The organism is Thermococcus argininiproducens (genome assembly GCF_023746595.1).
Classification (GTDB): Archaea; Methanobacteriota_B; Thermococci; order Thermococcales; family Thermococcaceae; genus Thermococcus_A; species Thermococcus_A argininiproducens.
This window is the reverse complement of record NZ_CP080572.1, coordinates 1,740,486-1,761,909: the sequence shown is the minus strand read 5'-3', so window position 1 is coordinate 1,761,909 and position 21,424 is coordinate 1,740,486. Positions and strand designations below refer to the sequence as shown.

Below are 21,424 nucleotides of genomic sequence, written 5' to 3'. Positions count from 1 at the left end.
CTATTTTTCAAGTTTTTTTAGATCTTCTTTGATTTCTTGAAGCTCAATAGCCATTTTTCTAGTGAGTTCCGTTATTTCCCTTTCGGTTTTATCTATTCTCATGTATATCCTGAACATGAGAATATAGTTAAGCCCAATCAATACTACAAACAGGGCATCTAATCCCCTTCCGAGTCCTAATAAGTTTTTTATGAAGATTGATGTCTCAATAGGCTTTAAAGAGATTATTAGCATGATTATCAAGAGGGATTCCCAGAAAATAAATCCTTGCCATGTCATTTCTTTTTTTCCATATTTTCCTAACACATATACCATAATTCCCAAAGATGCGAGGATAGCAATATATTGGATGACGTACATCTTAATCACCTCAACTTCTCTATAATCAAATCGAAGGCGATTTTAATTCCTTCTATGATGTTTGTCCCCTTCTTTTTAGTATATTCTGTGTAAACAGCTTTTATTGGAACTTCACTAATTTTGCACCCATTTTTAGCGGCTTCTATTATTATCTCACTTGAAACAGCGTATCTATCACACGTTATTCTCAATTTTGAGGCACATTTTCTATTTAAGCATCTTAGCCCACTTTGAGAATCAGTGACATACTTTCCTGCGAAAGCTGCAGTTATAAAATCCAATATGGAGTTTCCAAGGCGTTTTACAAAGGGCATTTGAGTGACATCTCCTTTTAGCCTAGATCCAACCGCAAAATCTACTTTCCCCTCAATCACAGGTTTCATGACTTTCAAGGCATCCTCTATCCGATGTTGTCCATCAGCATCGAAAGTTAAGACAACCTCTGCGCCCTTAAGGAGCGCATATTTTATCCCTGTACCGAGGGCACCGCCTAGTCCTCTGTTTACTAAATGACTCAGTACTACAACTCCTTTTCTCTCTGCGATTTCTTTTGTTCTATCTTTGCTTCCATCATTTATTACTATAATCTCACTTTTCTTGAAGTATTCTAGTAACCTTTCTAGGACCATTTCAATGGTCTTCTCTTCGTTATATGCCGGAACAACCACATAAGTGTTAAGCAATCGTTTAAATAAAGGTATTGCCTCTTTTATCGTGGGTATCTCAAAGTTGGCTTTTTCATCTATTTGAAAACTCATTCTGCCACTTTCATTAGATGTTACAAGAACACTTAAAGTTCCTAGGGCTTTTGCAGGAATCAAGTCGTATCCATGATCCCCTACCACCACAGTTTTTGTAGAGGGGATTTTAAAGTGATCTAAAATGGCCTGTAGGTGTCCATTATTTGGTTTTACTTCCTTCCAAGGAACGTCATCTCGTGTTACTATGAGGTCGAAGAGATTCATAATTTCATGTTTTTTCAGAGTGAATTCAGTGGCTTTGCGAGAACTTCTTGTCATTAGGGCTAGTTTTATTCCATTATCTCTTAAAAATTCGAGGAGTTTTCTTGTCCCCTCGAATAAGTAACTCTCTTTAGCCCTTTCGATTTCAAGTTCCACAAGAAATGAATGTAGATATTCAAAATCTATCCCAGTCTTTTGGGAGATACGAATTAGTGTCTCATACATGGGAGTTAAATTGCCTATCAGCTCTTTTGGAATCCCTTCTTCTAGCAATTTATTTCGTAGTCTCTCTTTTATTTCTTTGAAGTCCATTGGGGCACCTATGAGTGTTCCATCGAGATCAAAGACCACCAGTTGGATATCCATCTTCTCCACCGACCTTTATTAGATAGCATCGGAAAAGTTATTAATCTATTCCCCAATTTAGCGTGAGGGATTATAATGATAACGGCGGTTGTTGGAATTTTCCTTTCCTTGATCCTCACACCATATATTGCTTCACTAATGAGAGAAGCGGGCATTTTAGGTAGAGACATTCATAAATTGGATAAACCTGAAATACCAGAGATGGGGGGAATAGTCTTTTTGATTTCACTTCCCCTAAGTTTGCTCATAATTTTAAATGAAACAATAGGTAAGGCCATCTTAATTTTCGTGCTCTTTGGAATTATTGGTATACTTGATGACATAACCCGATTGAAACAATCACATAAAGTTGTGCTTTCGTTATTAGCATCTCTCCTAGTGTTCTCTTTACCCTTAAGCACCAACGTAGATTTGTTATTATTCTCGATCGAACTTGGCGTGCTTTATTACATTTTTTCTGTTCTTTTTATAACTGGAGCCGCAAACTTGGTGAATCTATTAGCAGGTTTTAATGGATTAGAAGTTGGAACTTCAACAATAGCCCTTTTCTTTTTAGGGTTAATGACATCTGGGAGTGCACAGGTTTTGGCTTTTACAGGGGCAGCGGTTGGGTTAGGATTTTTATGGTGGAACAAATATCCAGCAAAGATTTTCCCAGGTGACACAGGTACTTTGTCTCTGGGGGCACTAATAGGAATTGTAGGGATTTTGGGAAAAGTTGAGCTCTTTGTGGCAATTCTTCTCCTTCCACATTTTGTAGACTTTCTCCTTAAGACAAAGATACGATTTAAAGGTAGACCTCTAGGTAAAACAGAGGTTCAGAAAGATGGTACACTTAAAGCTCCTCCCTATCTAACTTTTTTAGGCCTTATAATGAGAATGAAAAAAGTGAAGGAATATCAACTTGTTGCAATAGTATGGACAATAGAAACTTTTCTAGGCATTATTGCTCTTCTTCTTCAATCACTTTGACCATACCAAAACCATAACTGGTTTTATCCCCGAACCCATTTTCGTATCCAAATTTTGCTATCTCCTTTGAACCGTAGTACCTAAAGACCATCAGTGATCCTCTATAGTATGTTTTGCCCACTTTTATTCGTACTGGCTTGAATTTTATGACATCTATGTGAAAATCGGTATCCTCTGGGAGTTTTCCATATATTTCTGAGAATTTTGTGAGCATAATCTTTCTAAGTTTATCCTGAAATCCGGGACTGTTAGGGTATAAATCCCAGATCTTTACTTTATTATCTTCAAATTTGGCAGTTCTAACAACAATGGGGCTTAGTGTCGAGAATAGCGTGCCTTCGGATATCTGTGGCTCTCTGAGTATTTCAATATTGACCATCGAAAAGGTAGCATTACCTACCTTGAGAATAGGATTTGAGACAAACCCTTCTGCAATTGCCTTTATGATTTCGGTAAGTGAGGAGGATATATAGAGAGACACGTCATCTGAGAGGACTTTAATGCCCTCTTCTGGGATAATTTCTCTTTCTCTAATCATTATCCTGGAGAAGGTAAAATAGTCCTTGTACTCTGTTTGCAATATTTCAGCTAAATCTGGCGCTGCAAGGAATATCTTTTCAAGCAATTGGTTATGAATTTCATCATTGTAGTTGAAGGGAACTATAAGATTCTTATTTTCTGGTTTAAGCTTGATTTCAATTCTCATTAATTTCCCCCTCCGCTTCAAATACTATCTTTGCTTTTAGTGTTAATAAGAATTTCGAATGGAAATAGTATCCTTGCTCGTTTTTAACAAATTGAAAAGGGCAGATGAAAAAGGGATTAAGGGCAAACTTTTTAAAGTCCTTTTATCATACTTGGGCGGGAAGACTCCTCCCAAAAGGGTGGGAATGAAAGCCCGAAAGATTTAAATACTTACACCAGCGGGATTATACTTGGAAAGGTAGCCGGCGATTCTCCCGTTGGGGGATAGCCGGTAATGGCCGCGTGAACCGGCCGGTGAGAGTGAGGCTACCGGCAAAGGGGATGTCGAATGAACTCTCACGAAGCCCCGGCTCTCAGGGTGGGGTAGTTCATCATCCACTATTGGCAATCTTATAAGGGACGGCTGGCTAGAGCTGGCCGTCACCGGGAGGTGTTGTAAATGGCACGGTTGCATGCAAGAAAGAGAGGAAAATCTGGATCAAAAAAACCACCGAGGACTGCTCCACCTACTTGGGTGGAATACACTGCTGAAGAGGTTGAGAATCTTGTTATCAAACTTAGAAAAGAAGGTTACAGTGCTGCTATGATTGGTACTATTTTGAGGGACCAGTATGGAATACCCAGTGTTAGGCTTATCACTGGAAAGAAGATAACTCAGATTCTCGATGAAAATGGTCTCGCACCGGAGTTACCAGAAGACTTGATGTTCCTTATCAGGAAAGCAGTTAAGTTAAGGAAGCACCTAGAACAGCACCCTAAGGATCTTCACTCAAGAAGAGGACTTCAACTCACAGAAAGCAAAATCAGGAGACTTGTTAAGTACTACAGAAGAACTGGAAAGTTACCAGCCAAGTGGAGATACGATCCAGAACAGGCAAAGTTGCTTGTCCGCTGATTTTTCACCTTTTTATTATTAAGGTGATATAATGGATAAAAATGCGTTCTTAGATAAGGTTAGAGAAGGGGCAGAATTAATAAAAATGCACATTGAGCTAGGGCATACTATACGTATAATTTCTCATAGAGATGCAGATGGTATTACTGCGGGAGCGATCCTAGCAAAAGCTATAGCAAGGGAAGGCACTAATTTTCACCTCAGCATTGTAAAACAACTCAGTGAAGACATAATTAAAGAGCTGGCTGAAGAGAATCAAAAGATATACGTTTTCAGCGACTTGGGAAGTGGGTCTATAAGTCTAATTGAGAAGTATCTAGCGGATGCCACAGTAGTGATAGCTGATCATCATCCCCCTGAAGATGGAGAGATTGAGCAGGAGAATCATGTTCTCGTGAATCCTACACAATTTGGGGCGGATAGTGTTAGGGATTTGAGTGGCTCGGGCGTTGCTTACTTCATTGCTAAGGCATTAAATGAAAAGAACGGGGACTTGAGCTACTTAGCCTTAGTTGGTGCAGTTGGAGATATGCAAGAAGTGGATGGTCAGTTTCATGGGATGAATATTGAGATAATAGAGGATGCAAAAGAACTCGATCTTATAGAAGTACAGAAGGAGATAAGGCTTTTTGGAAGAGAAACAAGAACATTATCTCAAATGCTCGCTTATGCGTCAAATCCAGAACTTCCGGGGATAACAGGGGATATAAGGAATGCTATAGAGTTCCTCCGAAGCAAGGGATTTGATCCAGATATGAATTACTGGCAACTTAAAGAGGAAGAGAAAAGGAGACTTCATGATGTACTAGTTATCCATCTAATTAAAAACAACGCTTCTAAAGAGGATATCGACAGGCTCATAGGGGATGTAATCCTTATTAAAAAATATCCCGAAGGGGATCCACGGCACGAAGCAAGAGAATTTGCCACACTACTAAATGCAACGGGGAGACTTAACATGGGCACGCTTGGTGTTGCTATATGCTTAGGAGACGAAAAAGCATTCAAAGACGCTTTAAAACTTGTAGATGAGTATAAAAGAGAACAAATAGAGATGAGACGATACCTTATTCAAAATTGGAACAGTGCAATTGAGAAAGATCATGCTTATGTTTTTTACGCTGGAAAGAACATTAAAGACACTATGGTTGGGATAGCAGCCACCATGGCAATAAATGCTCAGTTAGCTAGAGCGGAAAAACCGGTGATAGTTTTAGCAGATAGTGAAGAAGATGGGCTTATTAAGGGATCTGCTAGAACCACAAAGAAGGGCATTGAAAAGGGGTATGATCTTGGAGAAGCCCTAAGAAAAGCTGCAGAAGTGCTTGGAGGAGAAGGCGGAGGCCATGCTATAGCAGCAGGGATAAGGATACCAAAAGATAGACTTGATGAGTTTACGGAGCTTATAGATAAGCTTCTTGGAGAGCAGAATTCACGTGGTGAAAAGAATGAAAATTAGTGCTAGGGCTGAGATAGTATGGGAATACGAAAATGAGAATGTAGCCCGAGCTATAGCTGAGGCAGTTGATGTTGATAATTTGGATTTACCAGAAAACTTTAAATTTAAAACTTACTGGAAAGATGGTAGAGTCATAACAAAAGTTAAATACCTTGGTGAGATTGAAAGCTTGATAGTGGCGCTGGATGATTTGGTATTTTCAATCAAGATCGCTGAGGATGTCATAAAGAAGTGAATTGGAGGTGTTAAGATGCCAAGAATTAATCCAAGAAAGAGAGCTGCTGCCGCAAAGGATAAGTGGAAGCTTAAGGACTGGTATATAGTATACGCTCCAGAATTTTTTGGAAACGTTGAAATAGGACTCACTCCTGCAGCGGATCCTGAAAAGGTTAAAGGTAGGGTTATTGAAACTACATTGAAAGACGTGACAGGAGACTTCACAAAGGGTCATGTTAAGCTTTACTTCCAAATACATGATGTTAAGGGTCAGAATGCATACACCAAGTTCAAGGGACACAAACTTTCTAGAAGCTATATAAGGAGCCTTGTAAGAAGAAGAACTACAAGAATAGATGGAATCTTCAATGTCACCACTAAGGATGGGTACAAACTCAGAGTCATGGGGATGGTCATTGCCATAAGAAGAATTCAAACCAGTCAGGAAAGGGCAATTAGAGACATTATGGAGAGTATAATCCGCAAAAAGGCTGAGGAACTTAACTTTACTGAATTTATCTTAGAAGCAGTTACTGGTAGGATGGGTGCTGAATTGGCAAGAGAAGCAAAGAAAATCTATCCACTTAAAAGAGCTGAGATAAGAAAGATAAAGGTTCTTGCTGAACCAGAAGCATGACTATTTTTCTTTTCTCTTAGCTTTTTGGTGGGATCTATGAAATTTTTGATTAAAACTCAAAAAGACATGGAAGCAGTAGCTGCAAATTATATTAAAGATCTTCTTGATGAGACTGAAATATGGGTAACTCCTCAAGGTTATTCGGGTTTAGTTCTTGTTGATACTAAAGACCCAAAGGCCGAAGAAAAGTTTTTTGAAATTCCTGAGATTGAAAGGGTTATTCCAATTCTTTTTGAAGTTCCAGCAACTCTTGATGCGATAGTAAGTGTAGCTGAAGAAATCGCTAAGCATATACGTGAAGAAGAAACCTTTGCAGTAAAAACAAAAAGAAGAGGAAAACATGAGTTCTCAAGTATAGATGTGAATATTACTCTTGGTGGAAAAATTAGAGAACTTACGAACGCTACGGTTGATCTATCTTTTCCGGACAAGACAGTTCTTGTAGAGATTATAGGTGAGAGAGCTTACATTTCCATTGCTGGAAAAGAAGAGTGGAAGAAATTCACTCCTGAAAAGATTAATGCAAGAAAGCTGTTCAAGAAGGTTACTATAGTGCAAATGCCCTATTGGGGAGACTATAAGGCATGTAAAAACTTTGGTGAAAAAATTGGGAGGGCTGTTCAGGCTTTTGAAGTTAAAGAGCTAATAATTGCACCTAAAGAAAAAATGAATGCCTATGAATTGATGGAATTTATAAAAGGTATTAGAACAGGCCAAGAGTCGAGGTATCAAATTCAGAAGGAAGCTTATCCTTGGAAAGTTGAGAAAGTCCCAATTAGTGTTTGGGATCTTTATCAAGTTATAAGAGATAAAAGAAGGAGCAAACGGCTTCTTATAATAACAGACCCCAAAGGGAATACTATTCCTGAAGTGAAGGAAAATCTTGCGAAGGATTTGTATTATGCTAAGGAAGTTGTTATTTTCATAGGGTCAAGAGAAGGTATTCCAAGAGGCCTTTTTAAGTATGCTGACTATGTGCTTGACTTGGCTCCATACATGACGTTTGCAACAGAACATGGGATCCCTGCAGTTTTAATAGCTCTTTGGACTATTTACGAAGAGGAACTTAGGAAAAAAGGAACTAAAGGGGAGTAGGCTCAGGCCCTAAGGTCTTCATCACGAGTCAGTAATCCGCTGTTTCTAACTGTTCTTCTTTTTATATAATTTCATAGAAAATAATGGAAAAACGTATAAAGGATGGGCGTGTACTCTATATTGGGGATGATATGGAGAGGCATTATACTCTAAAAGAAGCCTCGAAAATCCTTGGAGTTACTGTAAAAACGCTTCAGAATTGGGACAAACAAGGAAAAATTAAAGTTGTCAGAACAGTTGGGGGGCGAAGAAGGATTCCAGAAAGCGAAATCAAGAGGATCCTTGGGATTCAAGAGGAAAGGAAGATAATCGGTTACGCAAGAGTCTCAAGCAGAACCCAAAAAGACGATTTGAACAGACAAGTCCAAACAATAAAAGAATTCGCAAAAGAGAAAGGTTGGGACATTGAAATCCTCAAAGATATCGACTCGGGGCTAAACGAAAAGAGGAAAAACTACCAGAAGCTCCTCAAAATGGTGACAAACAAGGAAGTCTCAAAAGTCATCATTACATATCCCGACAGGTTAACACGATTCGGTTTTAAAACTTTAAAAACGCTCTTTCAAGCCTTTGGAACGGAGATAATAGTAATCAATGGAGAACTTCAAAAAGAGCCGAGAGAAGAACTCATTGAAGACTTGATAACAATAATCTCGCACTTTGCTGGCAAGCTGTACGGCATGCGTTCTCACAAGTATAAAGAGGTTGTGAAGAATGCAAAACAACTCTTCCAAGAATGAAACCGTCGTGAGGGCGTACTCAATTCAACTTCAAGGCGATAGTGTTATTCTGGAGTTTATTGAAGAGTACTACAAAATGGCAAAAACTGCACTCCAAGAAATCCTCAATACCGAAAAATTCACGAAGTTTGAGAGGAAACAACTCCGAGACACGCTTTTAGAGAACTGGAACTATGCTGCCCACTACGTTGACTCTGCAATAAACCAAATGCTCGGTCTCGTGAAATCATACAAGCGAAAACTCAAGAAAGGAAAGAAAGCTCGGGAACCAAAGCTGAAGAAGAAATTCGTTTACGTGAAATCAACACTCTTCAGGCTAAAAGGCACAACCCTCGAAATCACAATAATTCCGAGAGAATACTACCTCGAGATTGACTTGACAGAGTATCACTACTTGCATCCTCTCCTTGAGGGAATCAAAGAGGGAAAAGCAAAGCTTGGTGGCTTGTTTTTATTTCCAGACAAACTCGTCCTAAACTTTGTGAAAACTGTAGAGTACTTCGAGCCGAAGGACTGGATGAGCATTGACATAAATCTGACCAACATCACTGCTCTTGCCGGTTTAACAGTCTACCGCTTCGACACTAGAGAGCTTTATCACGTTCACAGAGTTTACGAGGAGAAGAGGCAGAAAATTCAAAAAATTTCCACATGGAATAGAAGATTGAGCACAGAGCTACTGGAAAAGTACTCCGGAAGGGAGAAAAACCGAGCAAGAGATTTCTTGCACAAGTTATCTAATAAAATTGTTGAAATTGCTAGGGAAAAACAGATGGGTATAATCCTTGAGGACTTGAATGGCATAAAGGAGAGGGTTTTGAACGGTTCAAAGAGTTTGAACAGGAAGCTTTCAAAGTGGAATGCTCGTGAACTGCAAAGATTGATTGAGTATAAAGCGAAGTGGTTTGGGGTTCCAGTTGTTTACATTAATCCGAGAAATTCTTCTCGTGTTTGTCCCGTATGCGGGGGTCGGTTAATACCCCAAGAGGGGCGTTTAATGAAGTGCTCTTGCGGTCTTGTTGAGGATAGGGATTTTATTGCTGTGTTGAACCTTCGGATGTGGGGCTCAGGGGTTACCCCGAAAGGGTTAGAGGTTTCGAGGGCTTTCACCGATGACGGGCCAATGAAGACCAACCCCTACGGGATTATTGCAATAGAAAAACAAAGAATTGGAATAAAATTCCATAAAATCACACTAACTTCCCCGTAGGGAGAACCCCATCTCATCATAGCAAGAGAGAGAAGATCAAAGCTCCAGCAAGTCCTCCAAGGAAGGTTGCTAAAAAGTTTGTATGGTGATTGTTAACCAAGCCTCTTTTTTCTAGTGTGGCCCCAATAATGCTATCTATATTGCATCCCAAGAATCCACCCAAAGTTATCGCAGTAAGCATTTCAATCCACTTATTGCTTAAGGGAATGGCAAAAAGGCCTATGACAAATGCCCCTGCTATTGCAACTGCTTCACCCGGTAAGGATATAGCACCTTCCTCTCCTGGTAGTGCTGGTTTGAGAGTGGTTATAATTCTTGGAGCTTTTCCCCAGATTTTTCCTAGTTCGCTGGCTAGGGTATCTGCATTTGCGGTAGCTATTGCCGAAAATGTTGCAGTCCAAAAAAGGTCTTGCTTTGTGTAATATTCTATAAGCAGAAATATTAATGCAGCTAAACCGTTCCCAAAAACATTTTCCCAGCTTCTAATCCCCTTGCCTTCTTGTGCAATTCCATTTCTGATTTTTTCAGAAAAGTGATACCTGGTAGCTAGAATTCCAAGTATTACAAAGGCTAAGAGAGCAAGAAATGGATATACTCCCCCTAATCCTAAGGTTAGGATCCCCAAGAAAGTGGCAGCTAATGCGCCTTTATTGTCCAATGCTCCCAGTTTATATGCCATAATTCCAAGTGTTCCCACTAGTGTTACACTGAGTATGATGTTCATTGCTGTCACCATTGAAATTTACTGTTTGGGTTCTTGTCTCTTTTTTGTTTTATTAGTCTTTCCTTCACTTATTGCCGAAAAATAGAAAGGGTTTAGACGAGCTCAAATTTAACAATGTCTGTTACAAAACTCATGTCCATACCTTCTAATCCTTCAACTTTTTTAGAGAGTTCATGGATTTTTCTTTCGATTTCTTTCATATTCTTCGGAGCTACTAAATGAACTATCAACTGGTGATATCCAATAGCCCTCTGAATGACTTTTACTTCTTCATCCTCTTTTAAGGTCTCAATTATTTTCTCAATTGGAGCTCCAGGTTTTAAGGAAATACCGATAGCCACGTAAATATAACCTAGCCTGTCAAAATCTGGTATTATAGTGTATTTCTTTATTACTCCTTCCCTTTCGAGCCTCTCTAGTCGTCTAGAAACCCTCTGTCTTGTCGTGTTCAGAAGTTCTGCAAGCTGTCTATAATTAATTCTGGCATTTTTCGCTAATACACTCATAATTTGTAAATCAAATTTGTCAATTTTGTTTTTCATGTACAAGTCACCTTATACTTTTTAGATGGCGATTTATATAAATATTTCGAAAATTACTAACATGATGATCTGTAGTTTCATAACATTATCAGTAAAAGGTTATGTCTTTTGAATAATATTATGTAATTGGAGATTTCCATCTTTCTCTATCTCGAGATGAATACTTAGAAATTGTTTTGTGAAGAGCTTTTTCTGCATCAATATTATAGTAGTTTGCAATGCATAAAAGAGCAAATAAGACGTCTCCAATTTCTTCTACAATTTGTGCTGGTTCTTTTTGACCTTTTACCCCCTCCGCTTTTAATATCTCTCGAGATAGTTCTCCCAGTTCTTCAATAAGTGCAGTTAGCATTGCAAAAGGTTCCCAATACCCCCCAAATTTTTTTATGAGCTCGTCAACTTCCTTTTGGATACTCATCATATTTCATCACCAAAAAATAGAAATTGGCTAAAAGAGTTCTTTTTCCAATACAGAGAGATATTTTTTAAGTTCTTCCATGTTTGTTTTATAGAATCTTAGCTTGCCCTCTCGTCGTTCATGTAAAAGGTTCATGCTCTTTAGAGTTCTTAAATGGTGGCTTATGAGTGTTTGGTCTTGATTCAGCGCCTTTGCTATTAAACAGACACACATCCATCTGTTTTTGAGCATCTTTATTATCCCAGCTCTTATTGGGTTTGACAGAACCTTAATAAATTCCATAAGTTTAGGAGACAACTCTGTCTCTACTTCTTCTTCTAGGTCAAGTATTTCACATGAGGCCAGACACTTCTGAACTGTTTTTCTCTGTTTTTCGTTAAGTCCTTCAAGAAGTTCCCTCACCTTCATTTTAATCACCAGATATTTTAAAGAACTCCCATTTATAAAAATTTTCATATGAATGAAATCCCTAATCAATAATCTCTATTTCTATTTCTACACCCTCACTATTGTAAGCTTTCACACTCCACTCCTTGAAGGGATATGAGATTATCACATGAACTCCGCCAAATTTAGAAAAAAACTTCTTATCAGGTTGTGATGGTTGTGAGGAAGGGCCGGGATGAGAGTGAACGGTCCCTTTTATATTTTCATCATGAGGAAGGAGCCAGGTATCGAAGTAAATTGATTCTTTTCCAAAGTATCCTTTTGGGATTATCAAGACCTCTTCAAAAATGCCGTCTTTTTCTCTTAAAAACCCTCCAAATTCATTGGGATAAAAGTCTCTTGCCAGCTGGAGAAGATATTGGAGAAGATCCCTTCTAATCTTTATTCTCATTTTTCTTTTCCTCCAGCATGTCTAAGGGAGAGTATAAGATGTATCCTTGTTTTCCTCTGACCAACTGGCAAGCTTTATCCACTTCTTTTTTTATCCCTATCCATAACTCAGGATAGTCTCGCTTAAACTCCTCAAAAAGGGCTTTTAATTTTTCTTTATACTTTATTATCTCGCTGTTGTTTCGAAGTTCTTCAGGATCTTTATCTTTAAGCTCTTTTTCAGCAATGTATGTTCCCAAATATGCTGCTGGGAATCTTGAGACGGGAAATACTAAAAAGAGGGCTAAATTGAGAGGGGTTGGTTCATATTCGCTTATTGTATTAAATCCTTTTCCTAGAACTCCGTATCTTTTTGGGATGAGTCTTTTTCTTGAAAAAATGACACTCTTTTTTAGGAATCGTTTTTTCAGCTCTAAGCTTATGTACCCTTCATGCAGAAGTTCTGCTATCGTGGCTCCTACTATGGAGTATGCAACATCATATCCATCGTATCGTTTCTGCCATTTGAAGTACTTGGCCCCTTTTCTAATCGAGGGGTTTTCTTTGGCGAAGTCTTCTAGGAATAATAGCACAGCAATTGCTGGACTCACTTCATCCATTTTTCATCCCATACTTTATCTCTATTTTGCAATTATTAAATATATCTCTTGAGAATCTTTTTAAAGGCCCTTCTTTATAGGTAAAATATGCGTGCCTATGTATTAGCTTTTCCAGAGAGGAGATGGGAGAACTATTTACTTCCAATAAATGAGGAACCAGTAGTAAAAATAGTTGAGAGGAGATTATTAACAGCAAAACGAATTGATGAAGTTATTACAATAGTTAGGAAAGGTCAATTAAAGAAATTCTCCCTTCATATATTGAGGCCAGAAGGCGTAAATGCGAGAAATAAGCTTGAAGCTCTCTATAAGGTTTTGCCTTTCTCAGGAGAGATTTTTCTTATTGAGGGAAACATGCCTCTGGTGATGCCCTTTTTACTAAATTACCTCTCCACTCTCTTCTATGAGTTGGATATTGAGGCTTTAATACCCTCATGGGCCAGTGGGCAGCTCGAAATAACTCATGCTTTTTATGATGCAAGGGCCCTAAAAAAGGCAATTGAGGTTTGTTTGGCTGAGAATGAGAGGCGGTTGAGTTGTATTGCAAAATATCTCGATTATAAGAGAATTAGTATAGAAGAACTTAGCAAAAGGAATCCTAAAGTTACACTAAGCTTTTTCAAAATCAGAAACTCGTTTGACTTGGCATTTGTAGAAGAAAATTTAAAGAGAGGTTTCTAGATTGTGACGGCTTGTTTAACTCTCTTGGCAACTATGGTTGCAATTCCTCCCTTTATCAGGTCTATTATCACAAAGGGGGCTACGCCCACTATAAATGCCTTTCTGAAATCTCCTCCCATAAAAATCCCTAATCTGAACCATCCAAGAAGGTAAATCACTAAAATTCCCAAAAGCATTGCGAGAGTATAGTTCAAAAAGGTCTCTTGCCTTTCACTTAGGAAGCCTACTAGGAATGCTGCTAGGGGAAATGCTATCAAATAACCTCCTGTTGGACCGTAAATGTAAGCAAAGCCACCACTTAGATTTGCGAACACTGGAAGGCCAAGGCTGCCCATGAGGAGGTATATTAGCTGGCTCAAAAATCCTAGGCGGGAACCCAAAATAAAACCACTTAATAAAACAAAAAGAACTTGAAGTGTTATTGGAACAGTTCCTAGTGGAATTGCTATTTGAGCTCCAACTGCAGTTAAAGCAGCAAATAATGATGGGTATGCAATATCCTTCGCCCTCATTTTACCACCTCACTTTTCTCCCTTTGGTTAACTTTAAAATTTTTGCGGTTAACGAATCCCTTAGCAATAAACCTTTAACCTCTCATTTCCAAAGACACATCATGAGAGGAGGGATAAGAGATAGTCCAGTAAAGAGGGAACTATTGAAGCAGCTCCGGAGGAAAGATGTAGTGTCCGGTGATGAAATTGCTCAGAGGATGGGAATCTCTCGTGTAGCTGTTTGGAAACATATAAAAGAACTGAATATGTTAGGCTATGAAATTCTTTCTACTCCTAAAGGATATGCCCTGATCAGGGAAGCTCACAAGCCTTATCCATGGGAACTGGATTTTGAAGTGTATTATTTTAAAGAAGTTTGGTCCACAATGGATATTGCAAAAGAACTTGCAAAAGAAGGAAAAGAAAACGTCTTTATAATAGCAGAAAAACAGAAAGGAGGGAGAGGAAGACTAGGTAGGAATTGGGTTTCTCAGGAGGGGGGATTATACTTTTCTCTTGTTGTGAGGCCTAAAATACCACTGAAAGATGTAGATAAGCTTGTATTCCCTATTTCAAGTGCTATTGTAGAGGTATTGGATGAATATGGTATTTCTGCCAAGATGGCCCCTAATGGAGACATTTTTGTGGGGAATAAAAAACTTGCGGGAATATTAATTGAAGCTGAGGGAGAGATTGATTTAGTTAAATATGCCATAATCGGAGTGGGGGTGAATGTAAACAACCTTGTTCCTGAGGACGCAACCTCTCTAAAAAGAGAGCTTGGTAAAGAGATTAATCTTTTAGAGTTCGCGAGAGTATTATTCCTGAGGATTAATCACCATTTGTTAAAGGCAATCTTTTAAAGTATTGAGCTAAAGTTTGAACGATGATAGAAGTAAGGAATCTCTGGCATATCTACAATGGGAAGAGAGTGGCAGTTAAAGGAGTAGATCTAACTATTGGAAATGAGATAGTTGCATTAGTAGGGCCTAACGGCTCAGGGAAGACCACTTTGGCGAAGCATCTAAACGGTCTTTTAAAGCCAACGAGAGGGAAAGTCATAGTTGATGGAATGGATACAAGAAAACATAGTGTGGCAGAACTTGCTAAAACAGTAGGTTATGTCTTTCAAAATCCTGAGCACATGTTTTTTGAGGAGAGTGTGCTCAAAGAGGTAGCATTTGGGCCAAAAAATCTTGGACTATCAGATGAAGAAATTGAGAAAAGGACTAAATGGGCCCTGAAAGAAGTGAACCTTGAAGGATATGAAGACAGATCCCCCTATGCACTCAGTGGAGGAGAAAAGCAAAGACTAGCTATTGCATGTGTCTTAGCTATGCGACCAAAATATCTTATTCTCGATGAGCCTACTACAGGTCTTGATGAAGAAAATGCTAAAAGTATAAAGAGAATAATTAGAAATCTCTACTCTGAGGGACACGGAGTTCTCTTGATAACACATGAAATGGAGCTTGTTCTTGAGCTCGCTGATAGAGTGGTTCTTTTATATAATGGGGAAAAAATCTTTGATGGGGATGTTAGAGGATTTTTTGAGCTTGAGCTGAGAAAATATGATTTAGATAGGCCCAGATTACTAGATATCAGCCAAAGAGCGGGTATTGGATTTGTAAGGAATATTGAGGATTTTGTGAAGGCCTTGGAGATGAGAACATGATGTATACCCTTTATTTAGAACGAGACTCATTCCTCCATAGTATGGATCCTAGAGTTAAAATAATTGGATCGTTTCTTGGCGTAGTGGCCCTTATATTATTCAACTCTCCATACCTTCTTTTGGCAATATTTTTAGGGCTCATTTTAATCCTTAACTTCTTGGGTAAGATACAGTACAGGGAGATCTTTAAAGCATTGAAACCTCTTATGCCCATAGTACTAATTGCTATGGTGATATGGCCATTTATCCTAAAGCCTTGGTATTTTGGTCTTTTAATAGGAGTTGGTTATGGGATTAGATTGCTCTCAGTGGCCCTTCTTACTTTGGGCCTTATAATGACAACTTCGCAGAAGGATCTTGTACTTGGGTTTATCAAGATGGGAATGCCATATGAAATTGGACTTACACTCACAATAGCCCTTCGTTACATTCCGACCCTTTACATGCTTACCCAGACAATAATGGATGCTCAAAAGTCAAGAGCTTTGGAATTAGAAAAAGGAAACTTTCTTCAAAGAGCTAAGAATACTGTTCCTGTCCTGATTCCCTTAATAGTGGCTTCAATAAAGACTGCTCACGAGCTCAGCATTGCTTTGGAAAGTAGGGCTTTTGGTGCCAGCAAAAGAAGAACCTTTCTTCATAGTATTAAAATGGAAACCAAAGACTACATATCTCTTGGAGTACTTATTTCGCTGTTTTTTATGGCTGTTTATGCGAGGTATTATCTTAAGGTTGGGTATATTAAGTTGTTTTAGTGTTTTTGCTCTTTTATTATATATGAAATTCAAACTTTGAATATTTTCCAATCTTCATATTCCGTTGTCCTTTAGTAACTTGATGTTTCAAAAAATTGTGGGGTTACTCTCCATGTTAAACGACATTTTAATGGAACATTTATAGTTGATTGTAAAAATTCTAAAAAACTGTTCAATATCTGAGAAAGAAGCTCAGGTGTTAAAACCTTTCAAATGCTTTTTTAACATACTCAAAGAATAATATCTCGGTGATGGTTGTTCTGAACTAAAATATATCTTAAAAAGGGAAAATCGAACTTTTCCTAAAGGTTTAAATAATATGGATGTCAATAACTTCCAAAGGATAGTTGTAATTTGAAGGGTAATAACTATTCTTAAAATCAATGGTTATCTAATCTATTGGTATCAAGGAGATGATTATATGGAAAAGTCAGAAATTTCTGTTGAAAAAGAAATTTTGAAGATTCTTAGGGAAAAAGGGGAGTTAACAGTTGCTTTCATTACTCGTTTTTTAAACGAAAGTGGTATTGAGTGTACCCGTCAAAAAGTTGAAAAAACACTTGAAAAGTTGTCAAGAGCAGGAATTGTAGAGTTTTTCTATAGAAATGGGAACCATAGAAGGCACTATCGGTTGGTGGTGCAATGAGAGAAGTACGTGGAGGGGTTCAAATGAGGAGTGAGGCAAATACAATGAGCCCTTCCTCAATGATATTGGGTAATGATAGAAGGATGCTCCTGATTAAATATCTCCAAGAACGCGATGGAAAGGCTGATTTAAGAGATATAGTGGACTTCATAGCCGAAGAAGAAGGGCAAACTGATAGAAGACATAGGAAAAGTGTTTACGTTAGCTTGATCCAAACACATATCCCCAAAATGGAACGAGCAGGAATAATAAAATTTGACCATCACACTGTCACATTATTAGAGATTCCTGAAAATGTTGATGTATACATGGAGATGGTAGGAAAACACGATATAAGTTGGAGTGCTTTTTATGCAGGGGTTTCTATAATATTTGCCATTACTGGTTTATGGCTCAATAATCTTCCTCTTGTCATAGTATCCGGGATCTACCTAGGTCTTTCAATAATTCAGCACTTTAAGACTTATAGGGTTCTTAGCTCGGGAAGTCGTGAAGAGTAATGAGAGATTACCTACAAATAATTCGAGGTAAGTCGGAATTAACTATATACAAGAGAGAGCAAGAAGAAGGTGAGTGCTTCACCGTTGGGGTGAGGCACCCTTCGAAAAATTGGAGGCGAAAGATTTGAAAAAAGTTTTAGCACTTGGAATGTTGGGCCTTTTAGTGGCCTTTGCAATGGCCCTTGGCACTACTGCAACCTTCAGAGACTACAGAGCTCAAAGAAGTGTCCACGTTAGCGTAGTTGCAGATGACGTTGAGCTTATTGATCTGCATCCGGGCCAACCATATGCTTACATAAATGACAGAGGAAAACTCGTTATAGACTTCTCAGTCGACAATCCAAACTGGCCGGGGTATATGGACTCGCCATATTACATCCCCAACTGGACAGGAGGTCTTGGGATAAGCCCGCAATCAAGATACAACTTTGACCATGTTTTCTATGTAAGCAACCACCTTTGGGAACAAATGCCTATAGTGGTCCAGGTTATTTCATCTGACCCAGGTACATTCTCGTTCTATGACCCCACATACAACATGTGGATAACTAACGGCTTTGGACAACCTTACAACTCAGATACTGCAGCTGGAGACGTGTGTTTCATTCTGTTCCCTGGAGAAGAACTCGGTATTGGAATGGAAATAGCAGGCGGACAACTTGGTGACTTCTATGGAAACATAACAATTAAAGCATGGCCATTAGGAGAAGAGCCAATTCAGTGTGGGGTGATAATATGAAGAAGATACTAGGAATTTTCATGTTGATTGCAGGAATTGTCATTGCAGTAACAGCAAGCAGTGCCACTTTTGCATACTTTGAAGCAGATAGAGAAGTTCACATAGAAATGGTTCCAGACGATGATGAACTTGTTGACTTAGTACCCCTTCAGCCTTATGCATACATAAATGATAATGGGATGCTTGTAATAGATTTGAGTATGCAAAATGCGAACTATTGGGAGCTGTTCTTACAAAACTTGACAATAGGTAAAGGTGTTAGTCCAGACTCAATTTACGTCTTTGAGCACGTTTTTGGCGTGAGCAACCACCTTTGGGAAAACGTTACTATTTGTATGCACATTGAGTACAGTGGAAGTGGGGCAATTAGCTTCTTTGAAGGAGAATACACAAACGAGACTGTTGGTGTAGATGAGCTTGAAGTTACTATTCTTCCAGGAGAAACTGTAGAGATCGGAATGATCATTGACAGCGAAGGCTTGGACGATGGCGATGCATTAAGCGGGACTTTAAGTTTTGATGCAGTACTCGGTGAATGTGAAGAGGAGTGATTAATCTTTCTATCTTTTGGGGGCATTTGCTCCTTACATTTAAATTTATTAGGGGGAGAGAAAAGTGAGAAAGATACTCAAGTTTGCTGTTCTACCAGTTATACTAATCATAATGTTTTTTGCGTGGGGGGTTTTTGTTGTGAAGCCAATTCCTGTTGTTCTTGCTGTTGATAACAATGGTTCACCTTCAATCGAGACTCCCCTCCCACCATATGCTTATCTAAGTGAAGGATATTTAAAAATAGATATCAGCAATAAGAGTCCTCTTTATCCTGGTTTTGGGGAAGGTCTCTCGCTGAATTCAATTTACGTCTTCGATAGTGTCTTTGAGATATACAACAATGAAAGTGAGACAGGATTTAGTGAAATATGTATTACTATAAGCTCACCAACTTTAACAATTGGGCTCTTTGTAAGTCCTTACAATAATACTTGGAGTCAGAGCATAGAATTTACTGTTTTGGCGAATCAAACTGTGCAGGTAGGAATGCGCTTTAATACCATAGGTCTAACTTTAGGTAATTACGACCAAAACATTACAATACAGGCTTTTGGAGGTCCTTGTGAATGAAGAAACTCATTGAGTATCTTCTAATTCTCACGATTTCCGTGATTGTCTTGGGGTCTATTTTAGGAGCTCTTCTAGATAGGCCCGTTTTTATTTCTTATGTTTATTCAGATAGCATGACTCCTACTTTGAATAGGGGGGATTTGTTTTTCATAAATCCTCTTTCAAGGAGTGCAGATATTGGCGATATAATAATCTTTAATCTGAGAGGTAGTTGGACTGTCCATAGAGTTGTAGGAATCGTTGAAGGTGGGTATATAACAAAAGGTGACAATAACGTTGCCACGGACCAGCAAGGGAAGAAAACGAATCCAATTTTACCTAAAGACATTGCTGGGAAGGTTATTATGATTGGAGGTTCTCCTCTTAAGCTTCCTCAAGTAGGCACTTATCTTCAACGTGGAGTTTCAGGAAGAACCAAAATTATGCTTGCTGCATTGTTGGTAATTGTAGGGGCTCTTGCATTTACGGGTGAGAGCACGAAACACAGAAAAAAGAGGGCTAAGTTTATTAAAATTAAATTCAAGACATTATACATTCTTGCTTCGGTTTTACTACTTGTCATGCTCTCAATTTCAATGTTTGTTTCCTGGCAAGTTCTTCCAATAGAGTATGCAGTAACTTCTGCTGGTGGACAGAGAGAAGGGTGGTACTTACCAGGATCTACATTTGAGGAGGAAATCACGATCAAAAATGGGAACTTTTATTCTATGGTCTATTATCTTGAACCAGAAAGCCCAAGGATAGTAGAAATATCAGAAACTCACTTTGAATTAAGCCCTCAAGAGGAAAAGACAATCAAAGTTTTAATAAACACTCCGCGAGAAACATCGTTATTTGTGGACAAGATCAAGGTTAATGCTTACATGCCAGTGTTACCTCGGTCTGTAATTGACTGGCTTTATGATATAAGACCTTTTGCCCCGCTTTTTGCAATTCTTGCAGAGACGACAATCTTCTTGGGGTTGCTTTATGCTATCTCAGGAATTGGGAATGAGGACATCCTCAAAATCAGAAATAGAAGATCGAGCTTATTAAGGCAAATCAAAATGGAGGTGTTTGGAAAATGAAAAAAATAATCCCAGTCATACTTATGTTGCTACTATCTTCATTGATAGTCATTGGTTCGAGTGGCACTTTTGTCTACTTTAATACAGAGAGAGAGGTAAAAGTTGCAGTAGTTCCTCACGATGAGGAATATATAAGCTTCATGTGTTACGATGGATATGCAGCGACTGTGGTTGTTGATCAAAATAGTCAAGTTGAATTTGACGCACTAACAATTGGCAACTATCTAAATGAACTTGAAAGAGTATGGATCTGGCTTGATCCGGATTATTCGGACCTTCCCACGGGAGCAGAAATGTGGATCGAGAGTGAAAATGGTGTGGAGAAACCAATAGATTCTCAACAATACTACACGTTCTTGGGAAACATAACAGTAGGTACCGCTGATCCGGGTACTTACATAGTACCGGTTACCATCTATGCCAGATGGAACGGTGGGGATGCTGTTATAGAAGCCTGCTCAATAAGAGTGATAATTCTAAGCGGTCCAACGATTAGAAAGGTTCTTTTAAGTGGAAACACTACGGGAATCCCACTAAAAACGTATCAGGAATGGGTATTCCAGATAATTGTAAACAATTCTGGAATTCCAAGGAACTTGACTATAAAGGATGTTATCCCAGGGGAGTTCAATGTAGATCTAAACAGAACAAGTGCAAGTAAAGGTACTTATGCGTTTACTAGACATGGAAAGTCAGATCACTTGGAATGGAATGTCGAGCTGGGTCCAGGAGAGAGTGCCCATATGAATATAACCATCTCTACAAGATGGGTAGAAACTGGACATGGTGGAAAATGGGAATTTACAACTTGTGGAACTTACCCCTTAAACGAGGGTGCGAAAATTGTAGGATACGATATTACAAGCAACAATATTACTGTTGTAGCTGATGTGAATTGTGAAGACGACGGAAACTGTGAACATGATTGTGGAGGATCTAACAAAAAATGTTGTTGAAGTAGTGGAGGAAATTTAGATGGATATTAAAAGTGTGATTAATGTAGAAAACTTA

The 21,424-nt window shown here is 38.6% G+C and carries 29 protein-coding genes; 19 read left to right on the top strand and 10 right to left on the bottom strand.

The annotated features are described in order from the left end of the window. Nucleotides 1-360, bottom strand: a complete 360-nt coding sequence (locus K1720_RS09505) for a DUF2304 domain-containing protein (RefSeq protein ID WP_251948930.1) — start codon at nt 358-360, stop codon at nt 1-3. Between the two features lie 5 nt (nt 361-365). Further along, entirely contained in the window at nt 366-1,688 is a 1,323-nt protein-coding gene (locus K1720_RS09500; RefSeq protein WP_251948928.1) for a glycosyltransferase, read from the bottom strand. 75 nt (nt 1,689-1,763) lie between these two features. Here K1720_RS09500 and K1720_RS09495 point away from each other — a divergent pair, with 75 nt between their 5' ends. Beyond that, on the top strand, nt 1,764-2,660 hold the full coding sequence (locus K1720_RS09495; RefSeq protein ID WP_251948926.1) for an MraY family glycosyltransferase: 897 nt from the start codon (nt 1,764-1,766) through the stop codon (nt 2,658-2,660). Here K1720_RS09495 and cas6 read toward each other — a convergent pair. Next, nucleotides 2,632-3,366 (bottom strand): CRISPR-associated endoribonuclease Cas6, encoded by a 735-nt coding sequence (gene cas6, locus K1720_RS09490; RefSeq protein ID WP_251948924.1) that lies wholly within the window; start codon nt 3,364-3,366, stop codon nt 2,632-2,634. The two genes, K1720_RS09495 and cas6, sit on opposite strands and share 29 nt — an antisense overlap. 438 nt (nt 3,367-3,804) lie before the next feature. On the opposite strand from cas6, the gene K1720_RS09485 reads away from it, so the two are divergent. The 7 genes from K1720_RS09485 to K1720_RS09455 all read left to right on the top strand — a co-directional run bounded on the left by K1720_RS09485 (nt 3,805) and on the right by K1720_RS09455 (nt 9,617). Beyond that, on the top strand, nt 3,805-4,260 hold the full coding sequence (locus K1720_RS09485; RefSeq protein WP_251948922.1) for a 30S ribosomal protein S15: 456 nt from the start codon (nt 3,805-3,807) through the stop codon (nt 4,258-4,260). A gap of 31 nt (nt 4,261-4,291) precedes the next feature. Continuing rightward, nucleotides 4,292-5,719, top strand: a complete 1,428-nt coding sequence (gan, locus tag K1720_RS09480; RefSeq protein WP_251948920.1) for a GINS-associated RecJ family nuclease — start codon at nt 4,292-4,294, stop codon at nt 5,717-5,719. Continuing rightward, complete coding sequence (locus K1720_RS09475; protein ID WP_055281544.1) at nt 5,709-5,954, top strand: KEOPS complex subunit Pcc1; 246 nt, start codon at nt 5,709-5,711, stop codon at nt 5,952-5,954. The genes gan and K1720_RS09475 overlap by 11 nt, the downstream gene beginning before the upstream one ends. Nucleotides 5,955-5,969: 15 nt before the next feature. Then, entirely contained in the window at nt 5,970-6,572 is a 603-nt protein-coding gene (locus tag K1720_RS09470; protein WP_167888006.1) for a 30S ribosomal protein S3ae, read from the top strand. 36 nt (nt 6,573-6,608) lie between these two features. Next, nucleotides 6,609-7,667, top strand: a complete 1,059-nt coding sequence (locus K1720_RS09465) for an SPOUT family RNA methylase (protein ID WP_251948918.1) — start codon at nt 6,609-6,611, stop codon at nt 7,665-7,667. Between the two features lie 131 nt (nt 7,668-7,798). Continuing rightward, nucleotides 7,799-8,407, top strand: coding sequence for an IS607 family transposase (locus K1720_RS09460; RefSeq protein ID WP_251948916.1), 609 nt, complete (start codon nt 7,799-7,801; stop codon nt 8,405-8,407). Beyond that, on the top strand, nt 8,382-9,617 hold the full coding sequence (locus K1720_RS09455; protein ID WP_251948914.1) for an RNA-guided endonuclease InsQ/TnpB family protein: 1,236 nt from the start codon (nt 8,382-8,384) through the stop codon (nt 9,615-9,617). Before K1720_RS09460 ends, K1720_RS09455 begins: the two co-directional genes overlap by 26 nt. Before the next feature lie 16 nt (nt 9,618-9,633). On the opposite strand, the gene K1720_RS09450 is transcribed toward K1720_RS09455, so the two are convergent. The 6 genes from K1720_RS09450 to K1720_RS09425 form a co-directional block, all read right to left on the bottom strand. Beyond that, on the bottom strand, nt 9,634-10,341 hold the full coding sequence (locus tag K1720_RS09450; protein ID WP_251948912.1) for a DUF92 domain-containing protein: 708 nt from the start codon (nt 10,339-10,341) through the stop codon (nt 9,634-9,636). Nucleotides 10,342-10,433: 92 nt separating this feature from the next. Beyond that, complete coding sequence (locus K1720_RS09445; protein ID WP_055281551.1) at nt 10,434-10,883, bottom strand: Lrp/AsnC family transcriptional regulator; 450 nt, start codon at nt 10,881-10,883, stop codon at nt 10,434-10,436. A 118-nt stretch (nt 10,884-11,001) separates the two neighbouring features. Next, complete coding sequence (locus K1720_RS09440) at nt 11,002-11,301, bottom strand: MazG nucleotide pyrophosphohydrolase domain-containing protein (protein WP_423837329.1); 300 nt, start codon at nt 11,299-11,301, stop codon at nt 11,002-11,004. A 30-nt stretch (nt 11,302-11,331) separates the two neighbouring features. After that, a complete protein-coding gene (locus K1720_RS09435) occupies nt 11,332-11,709 on the bottom strand; it encodes an ArsR/SmtB family transcription factor (protein WP_055281553.1) in 378 nt (125 codons plus the stop codon). A 61-nt stretch (nt 11,710-11,770) separates the two neighbouring features. Further along, nucleotides 11,771-12,139 (bottom strand): Mov34/MPN/PAD-1 family protein, encoded by a 369-nt coding sequence (locus K1720_RS09430; RefSeq protein WP_251948908.1) that lies wholly within the window; start codon nt 12,137-12,139, stop codon nt 11,771-11,773. After that, nucleotides 12,123-12,737: a hypothetical protein gene (locus K1720_RS09425; protein WP_251948906.1), complete on the bottom strand. Its 615-nt coding sequence runs from the start codon at nt 12,735-12,737 to the stop codon at nt 12,123-12,125. Before K1720_RS09425 ends, K1720_RS09430 begins: the two co-directional genes overlap by 17 nt. Nucleotides 12,738-12,824: 87 nt before the next feature. On the opposite strand from K1720_RS09425, the gene mobA reads away from it, so the two are divergent. Next, a complete protein-coding gene (gene mobA, locus K1720_RS09420; RefSeq protein ID WP_251948904.1) occupies nt 12,825-13,418 on the top strand; it encodes a molybdenum cofactor guanylyltransferase in 594 nt (197 codons plus the stop codon). On the opposite strand, the gene K1720_RS09415 is transcribed toward mobA, so the two are convergent. Beyond that, complete coding sequence (locus tag K1720_RS09415; RefSeq protein WP_251948902.1) at nt 13,415-13,930, bottom strand: biotin transporter BioY; 516 nt, start codon at nt 13,928-13,930, stop codon at nt 13,415-13,417. The two genes, mobA and K1720_RS09415, sit on opposite strands and share 4 nt — an antisense overlap. A 101-nt stretch (nt 13,931-14,031) precedes the next feature. On the opposite strand from K1720_RS09415, the gene K1720_RS09410 reads away from it, so the two are divergent. The 10 genes from K1720_RS09410 (at nt 14,032) to K1720_RS09365 (ending at nt 21,369) form a co-directional block, all read left to right on the top strand. Beyond that, the gene (locus K1720_RS09410) at nt 14,032-14,772 is read left to right on the top strand and encodes a biotin--[acetyl-CoA-carboxylase] ligase (protein ID WP_251948900.1); all 741 of its coding nucleotides are present in this window, start codon (nt 14,032-14,034) and stop codon (nt 14,770-14,772) included. Between the two features lie 23 nt (nt 14,773-14,795). After that, on the top strand, nt 14,796-15,584 hold the full coding sequence (locus tag K1720_RS09405) for an energy-coupling factor ABC transporter ATP-binding protein (protein ID WP_251948898.1): 789 nt from the start codon (nt 14,796-14,798) through the stop codon (nt 15,582-15,584). Beyond that, on the top strand, nt 15,581-16,339 hold the full coding sequence (locus K1720_RS09400; RefSeq protein WP_251948897.1) for an energy-coupling factor transporter transmembrane component T family protein: 759 nt from the start codon (nt 15,581-15,583) through the stop codon (nt 16,337-16,339). The genes K1720_RS09405 and K1720_RS09400 overlap by 4 nt, the downstream gene beginning before the upstream one ends. A gap of 421 nt (nt 16,340-16,760) precedes the next feature. Beyond that, on the top strand, nt 16,761-16,985 hold the full coding sequence (locus tag K1720_RS09395; RefSeq protein WP_251948895.1) for a helix-turn-helix domain-containing protein: 225 nt from the start codon (nt 16,761-16,763) through the stop codon (nt 16,983-16,985). After that, nucleotides 16,982-17,485: a DUF7344 domain-containing protein gene (locus tag K1720_RS09390; protein WP_251948893.1), complete on the top strand. Its 504-nt coding sequence runs from the start codon at nt 16,982-16,984 to the stop codon at nt 17,483-17,485. The genes K1720_RS09395 and K1720_RS09390 overlap by 4 nt, the downstream gene beginning before the upstream one ends. A gap of 124 nt (nt 17,486-17,609) precedes the next feature. Then, nucleotides 17,610-18,224 carry a DUF1102 domain-containing protein gene (locus tag K1720_RS09385; protein ID WP_251948892.1) on the top strand — a complete coding sequence of 205 codons (615 nt, stop codon included), beginning with the start codon at nt 17,610-17,612 and terminating at the stop codon, nt 18,222-18,224. Further along, nucleotides 18,221-18,775 (top strand): DUF1102 domain-containing protein, encoded by a 555-nt coding sequence (locus tag K1720_RS09380; RefSeq protein WP_251948890.1) that lies wholly within the window; start codon nt 18,221-18,223, stop codon nt 18,773-18,775. Before K1720_RS09385 ends, K1720_RS09380 begins: the two co-directional genes overlap by 4 nt. 64 nt (nt 18,776-18,839) lie before the next feature. Further along, nucleotides 18,840-19,346, top strand: coding sequence for a DUF1102 domain-containing protein (locus K1720_RS09375; protein WP_251948888.1), 507 nt, complete (start codon nt 18,840-18,842; stop codon nt 19,344-19,346). Then, nucleotides 19,343-20,413 carry a signal peptidase I gene (locus K1720_RS09370; RefSeq protein WP_251948886.1) on the top strand — a complete coding sequence of 357 codons (1,071 nt, stop codon included), beginning with the start codon at nt 19,343-19,345 and terminating at the stop codon, nt 20,411-20,413. Before K1720_RS09375 ends, K1720_RS09370 begins: the two co-directional genes overlap by 4 nt. After that, entirely contained in the window at nt 20,410-21,369 is a 960-nt protein-coding gene (locus K1720_RS09365) for a DUF4139 domain-containing protein (protein ID WP_251948885.1), read from the top strand. The genes K1720_RS09370 and K1720_RS09365 overlap by 4 nt, the downstream gene beginning before the upstream one ends. Nucleotides 21,370-21,424: the final 55 nt, after the last annotated feature.

Excerpts from the sequence above, each read along its gene's own strand:
- K1720_RS09445 (WP_055281551.1), bottom strand. The coding sequence starts at position 10,883 with ATGAAAAACAAAATTGACAAATTTGATTTACAAATTATGAGTGTATTA.
- K1720_RS09395 (WP_251948895.1), top strand. The coding sequence starts at position 16,761 with ATGGAAAAGTCAGAAATTTCTGTTGAAAAAGAAATTTTGAAGATTCTT.
- K1720_RS09500 (WP_251948928.1), bottom strand. The coding sequence starts at position 1,688 with ATGGATATCCAACTGGTGGTCTTTGATCTCGATGGAACACTCATAGGT.
- K1720_RS09410 (WP_251948900.1), top strand. The coding sequence starts at position 14,032 with ATGAGAGGAGGGATAAGAGATAGTCCAGTAAAGAGGGAACTATTGAAG.
- K1720_RS09435 (WP_055281553.1), bottom strand. The coding sequence starts at position 11,709 with ATGAAGGTGAGGGAACTTCTTGAAGGACTTAACGAAAAACAGAGAAAA.
- gan (WP_251948920.1), top strand. The coding sequence starts at position 4,292 with ATGGATAAAAATGCGTTCTTAGATAAGGTTAGAGAAGGGGCAGAATTA.
- cas6 (WP_251948924.1), bottom strand. The coding sequence starts at position 3,366 with ATGAGAATTGAAATCAAGCTTAAACCAGAAAATAAGAATCTTATAGTT.
- mobA (WP_251948904.1), top strand. The coding sequence starts at position 12,825 with ATGCGTGCCTATGTATTAGCTTTTCCAGAGAGGAGATGGGAGAACTAT.
- K1720_RS09415 (WP_251948902.1), bottom strand. The coding sequence starts at position 13,930 with ATGAGGGCGAAGGATATTGCATACCCATCATTATTTGCTGCTTTAACT.
- K1720_RS09425 (WP_251948906.1), bottom strand. The coding sequence starts at position 12,737 with ATGGATGAAGTGAGTCCAGCAATTGCTGTGCTATTATTCCTAGAAGAC.
- K1720_RS09465 (WP_251948918.1), top strand. The coding sequence starts at position 6,609 with ATGAAATTTTTGATTAAAACTCAAAAAGACATGGAAGCAGTAGCTGCA.
- K1720_RS09455 (WP_251948914.1), top strand. The coding sequence starts at position 8,382 with ATGCAAAACAACTCTTCCAAGAATGAAACCGTCGTGAGGGCGTACTCA.
- K1720_RS09440 (WP_423837329.1), bottom strand. The coding sequence starts at position 11,301 with ATGAGTATCCAAAAGGAAGTTGACGAGCTCATAAAAAAATTTGGGGGG.
- K1720_RS09365 (WP_251948885.1), top strand. The coding sequence starts at position 20,410 with ATGAAAAAAATAATCCCAGTCATACTTATGTTGCTACTATCTTCATTG.
- K1720_RS09380 (WP_251948890.1), top strand. The coding sequence starts at position 18,221 with ATGAAGAAGATACTAGGAATTTTCATGTTGATTGCAGGAATTGTCATT.
- K1720_RS09470 (WP_167888006.1), top strand. The coding sequence starts at position 5,970 with ATGCCAAGAATTAATCCAAGAAAGAGAGCTGCTGCCGCAAAGGATAAG.
- K1720_RS09390 (WP_251948893.1), top strand. The coding sequence starts at position 16,982 with ATGAGAGAAGTACGTGGAGGGGTTCAAATGAGGAGTGAGGCAAATACA.
- K1720_RS09475 (WP_055281544.1), top strand. The coding sequence starts at position 5,709 with ATGAAAATTAGTGCTAGGGCTGAGATAGTATGGGAATACGAAAATGAG.
- K1720_RS09495 (WP_251948926.1), top strand. The coding sequence starts at position 1,764 with ATGATAACGGCGGTTGTTGGAATTTTCCTTTCCTTGATCCTCACACCA.
- K1720_RS09450 (WP_251948912.1), bottom strand. The coding sequence starts at position 10,341 with ATGAACATCATACTCAGTGTAACACTAGTGGGAACACTTGGAATTATG.
- K1720_RS09460 (WP_251948916.1), top strand. The coding sequence starts at position 7,799 with ATGGAGAGGCATTATACTCTAAAAGAAGCCTCGAAAATCCTTGGAGTT.
- K1720_RS09405 (WP_251948898.1), top strand. The coding sequence starts at position 14,796 with ATGATAGAAGTAAGGAATCTCTGGCATATCTACAATGGGAAGAGAGTG.
- K1720_RS09505 (WP_251948930.1), bottom strand. The coding sequence starts at position 360 with ATGTACGTCATCCAATATATTGCTATCCTCGCATCTTTGGGAATTATG.
- K1720_RS09370 (WP_251948886.1), top strand. The coding sequence starts at position 19,343 with ATGAAGAAACTCATTGAGTATCTTCTAATTCTCACGATTTCCGTGATT.
- K1720_RS09485 (WP_251948922.1), top strand. The coding sequence starts at position 3,805 with ATGGCACGGTTGCATGCAAGAAAGAGAGGAAAATCTGGATCAAAAAAA.
- K1720_RS09400 (WP_251948897.1), top strand. The coding sequence starts at position 15,581 with ATGATGTATACCCTTTATTTAGAACGAGACTCATTCCTCCATAGTATG.
- K1720_RS09430 (WP_251948908.1), bottom strand. The coding sequence starts at position 12,139 with ATGAGAATAAAGATTAGAAGGGATCTTCTCCAATATCTTCTCCAGCTG.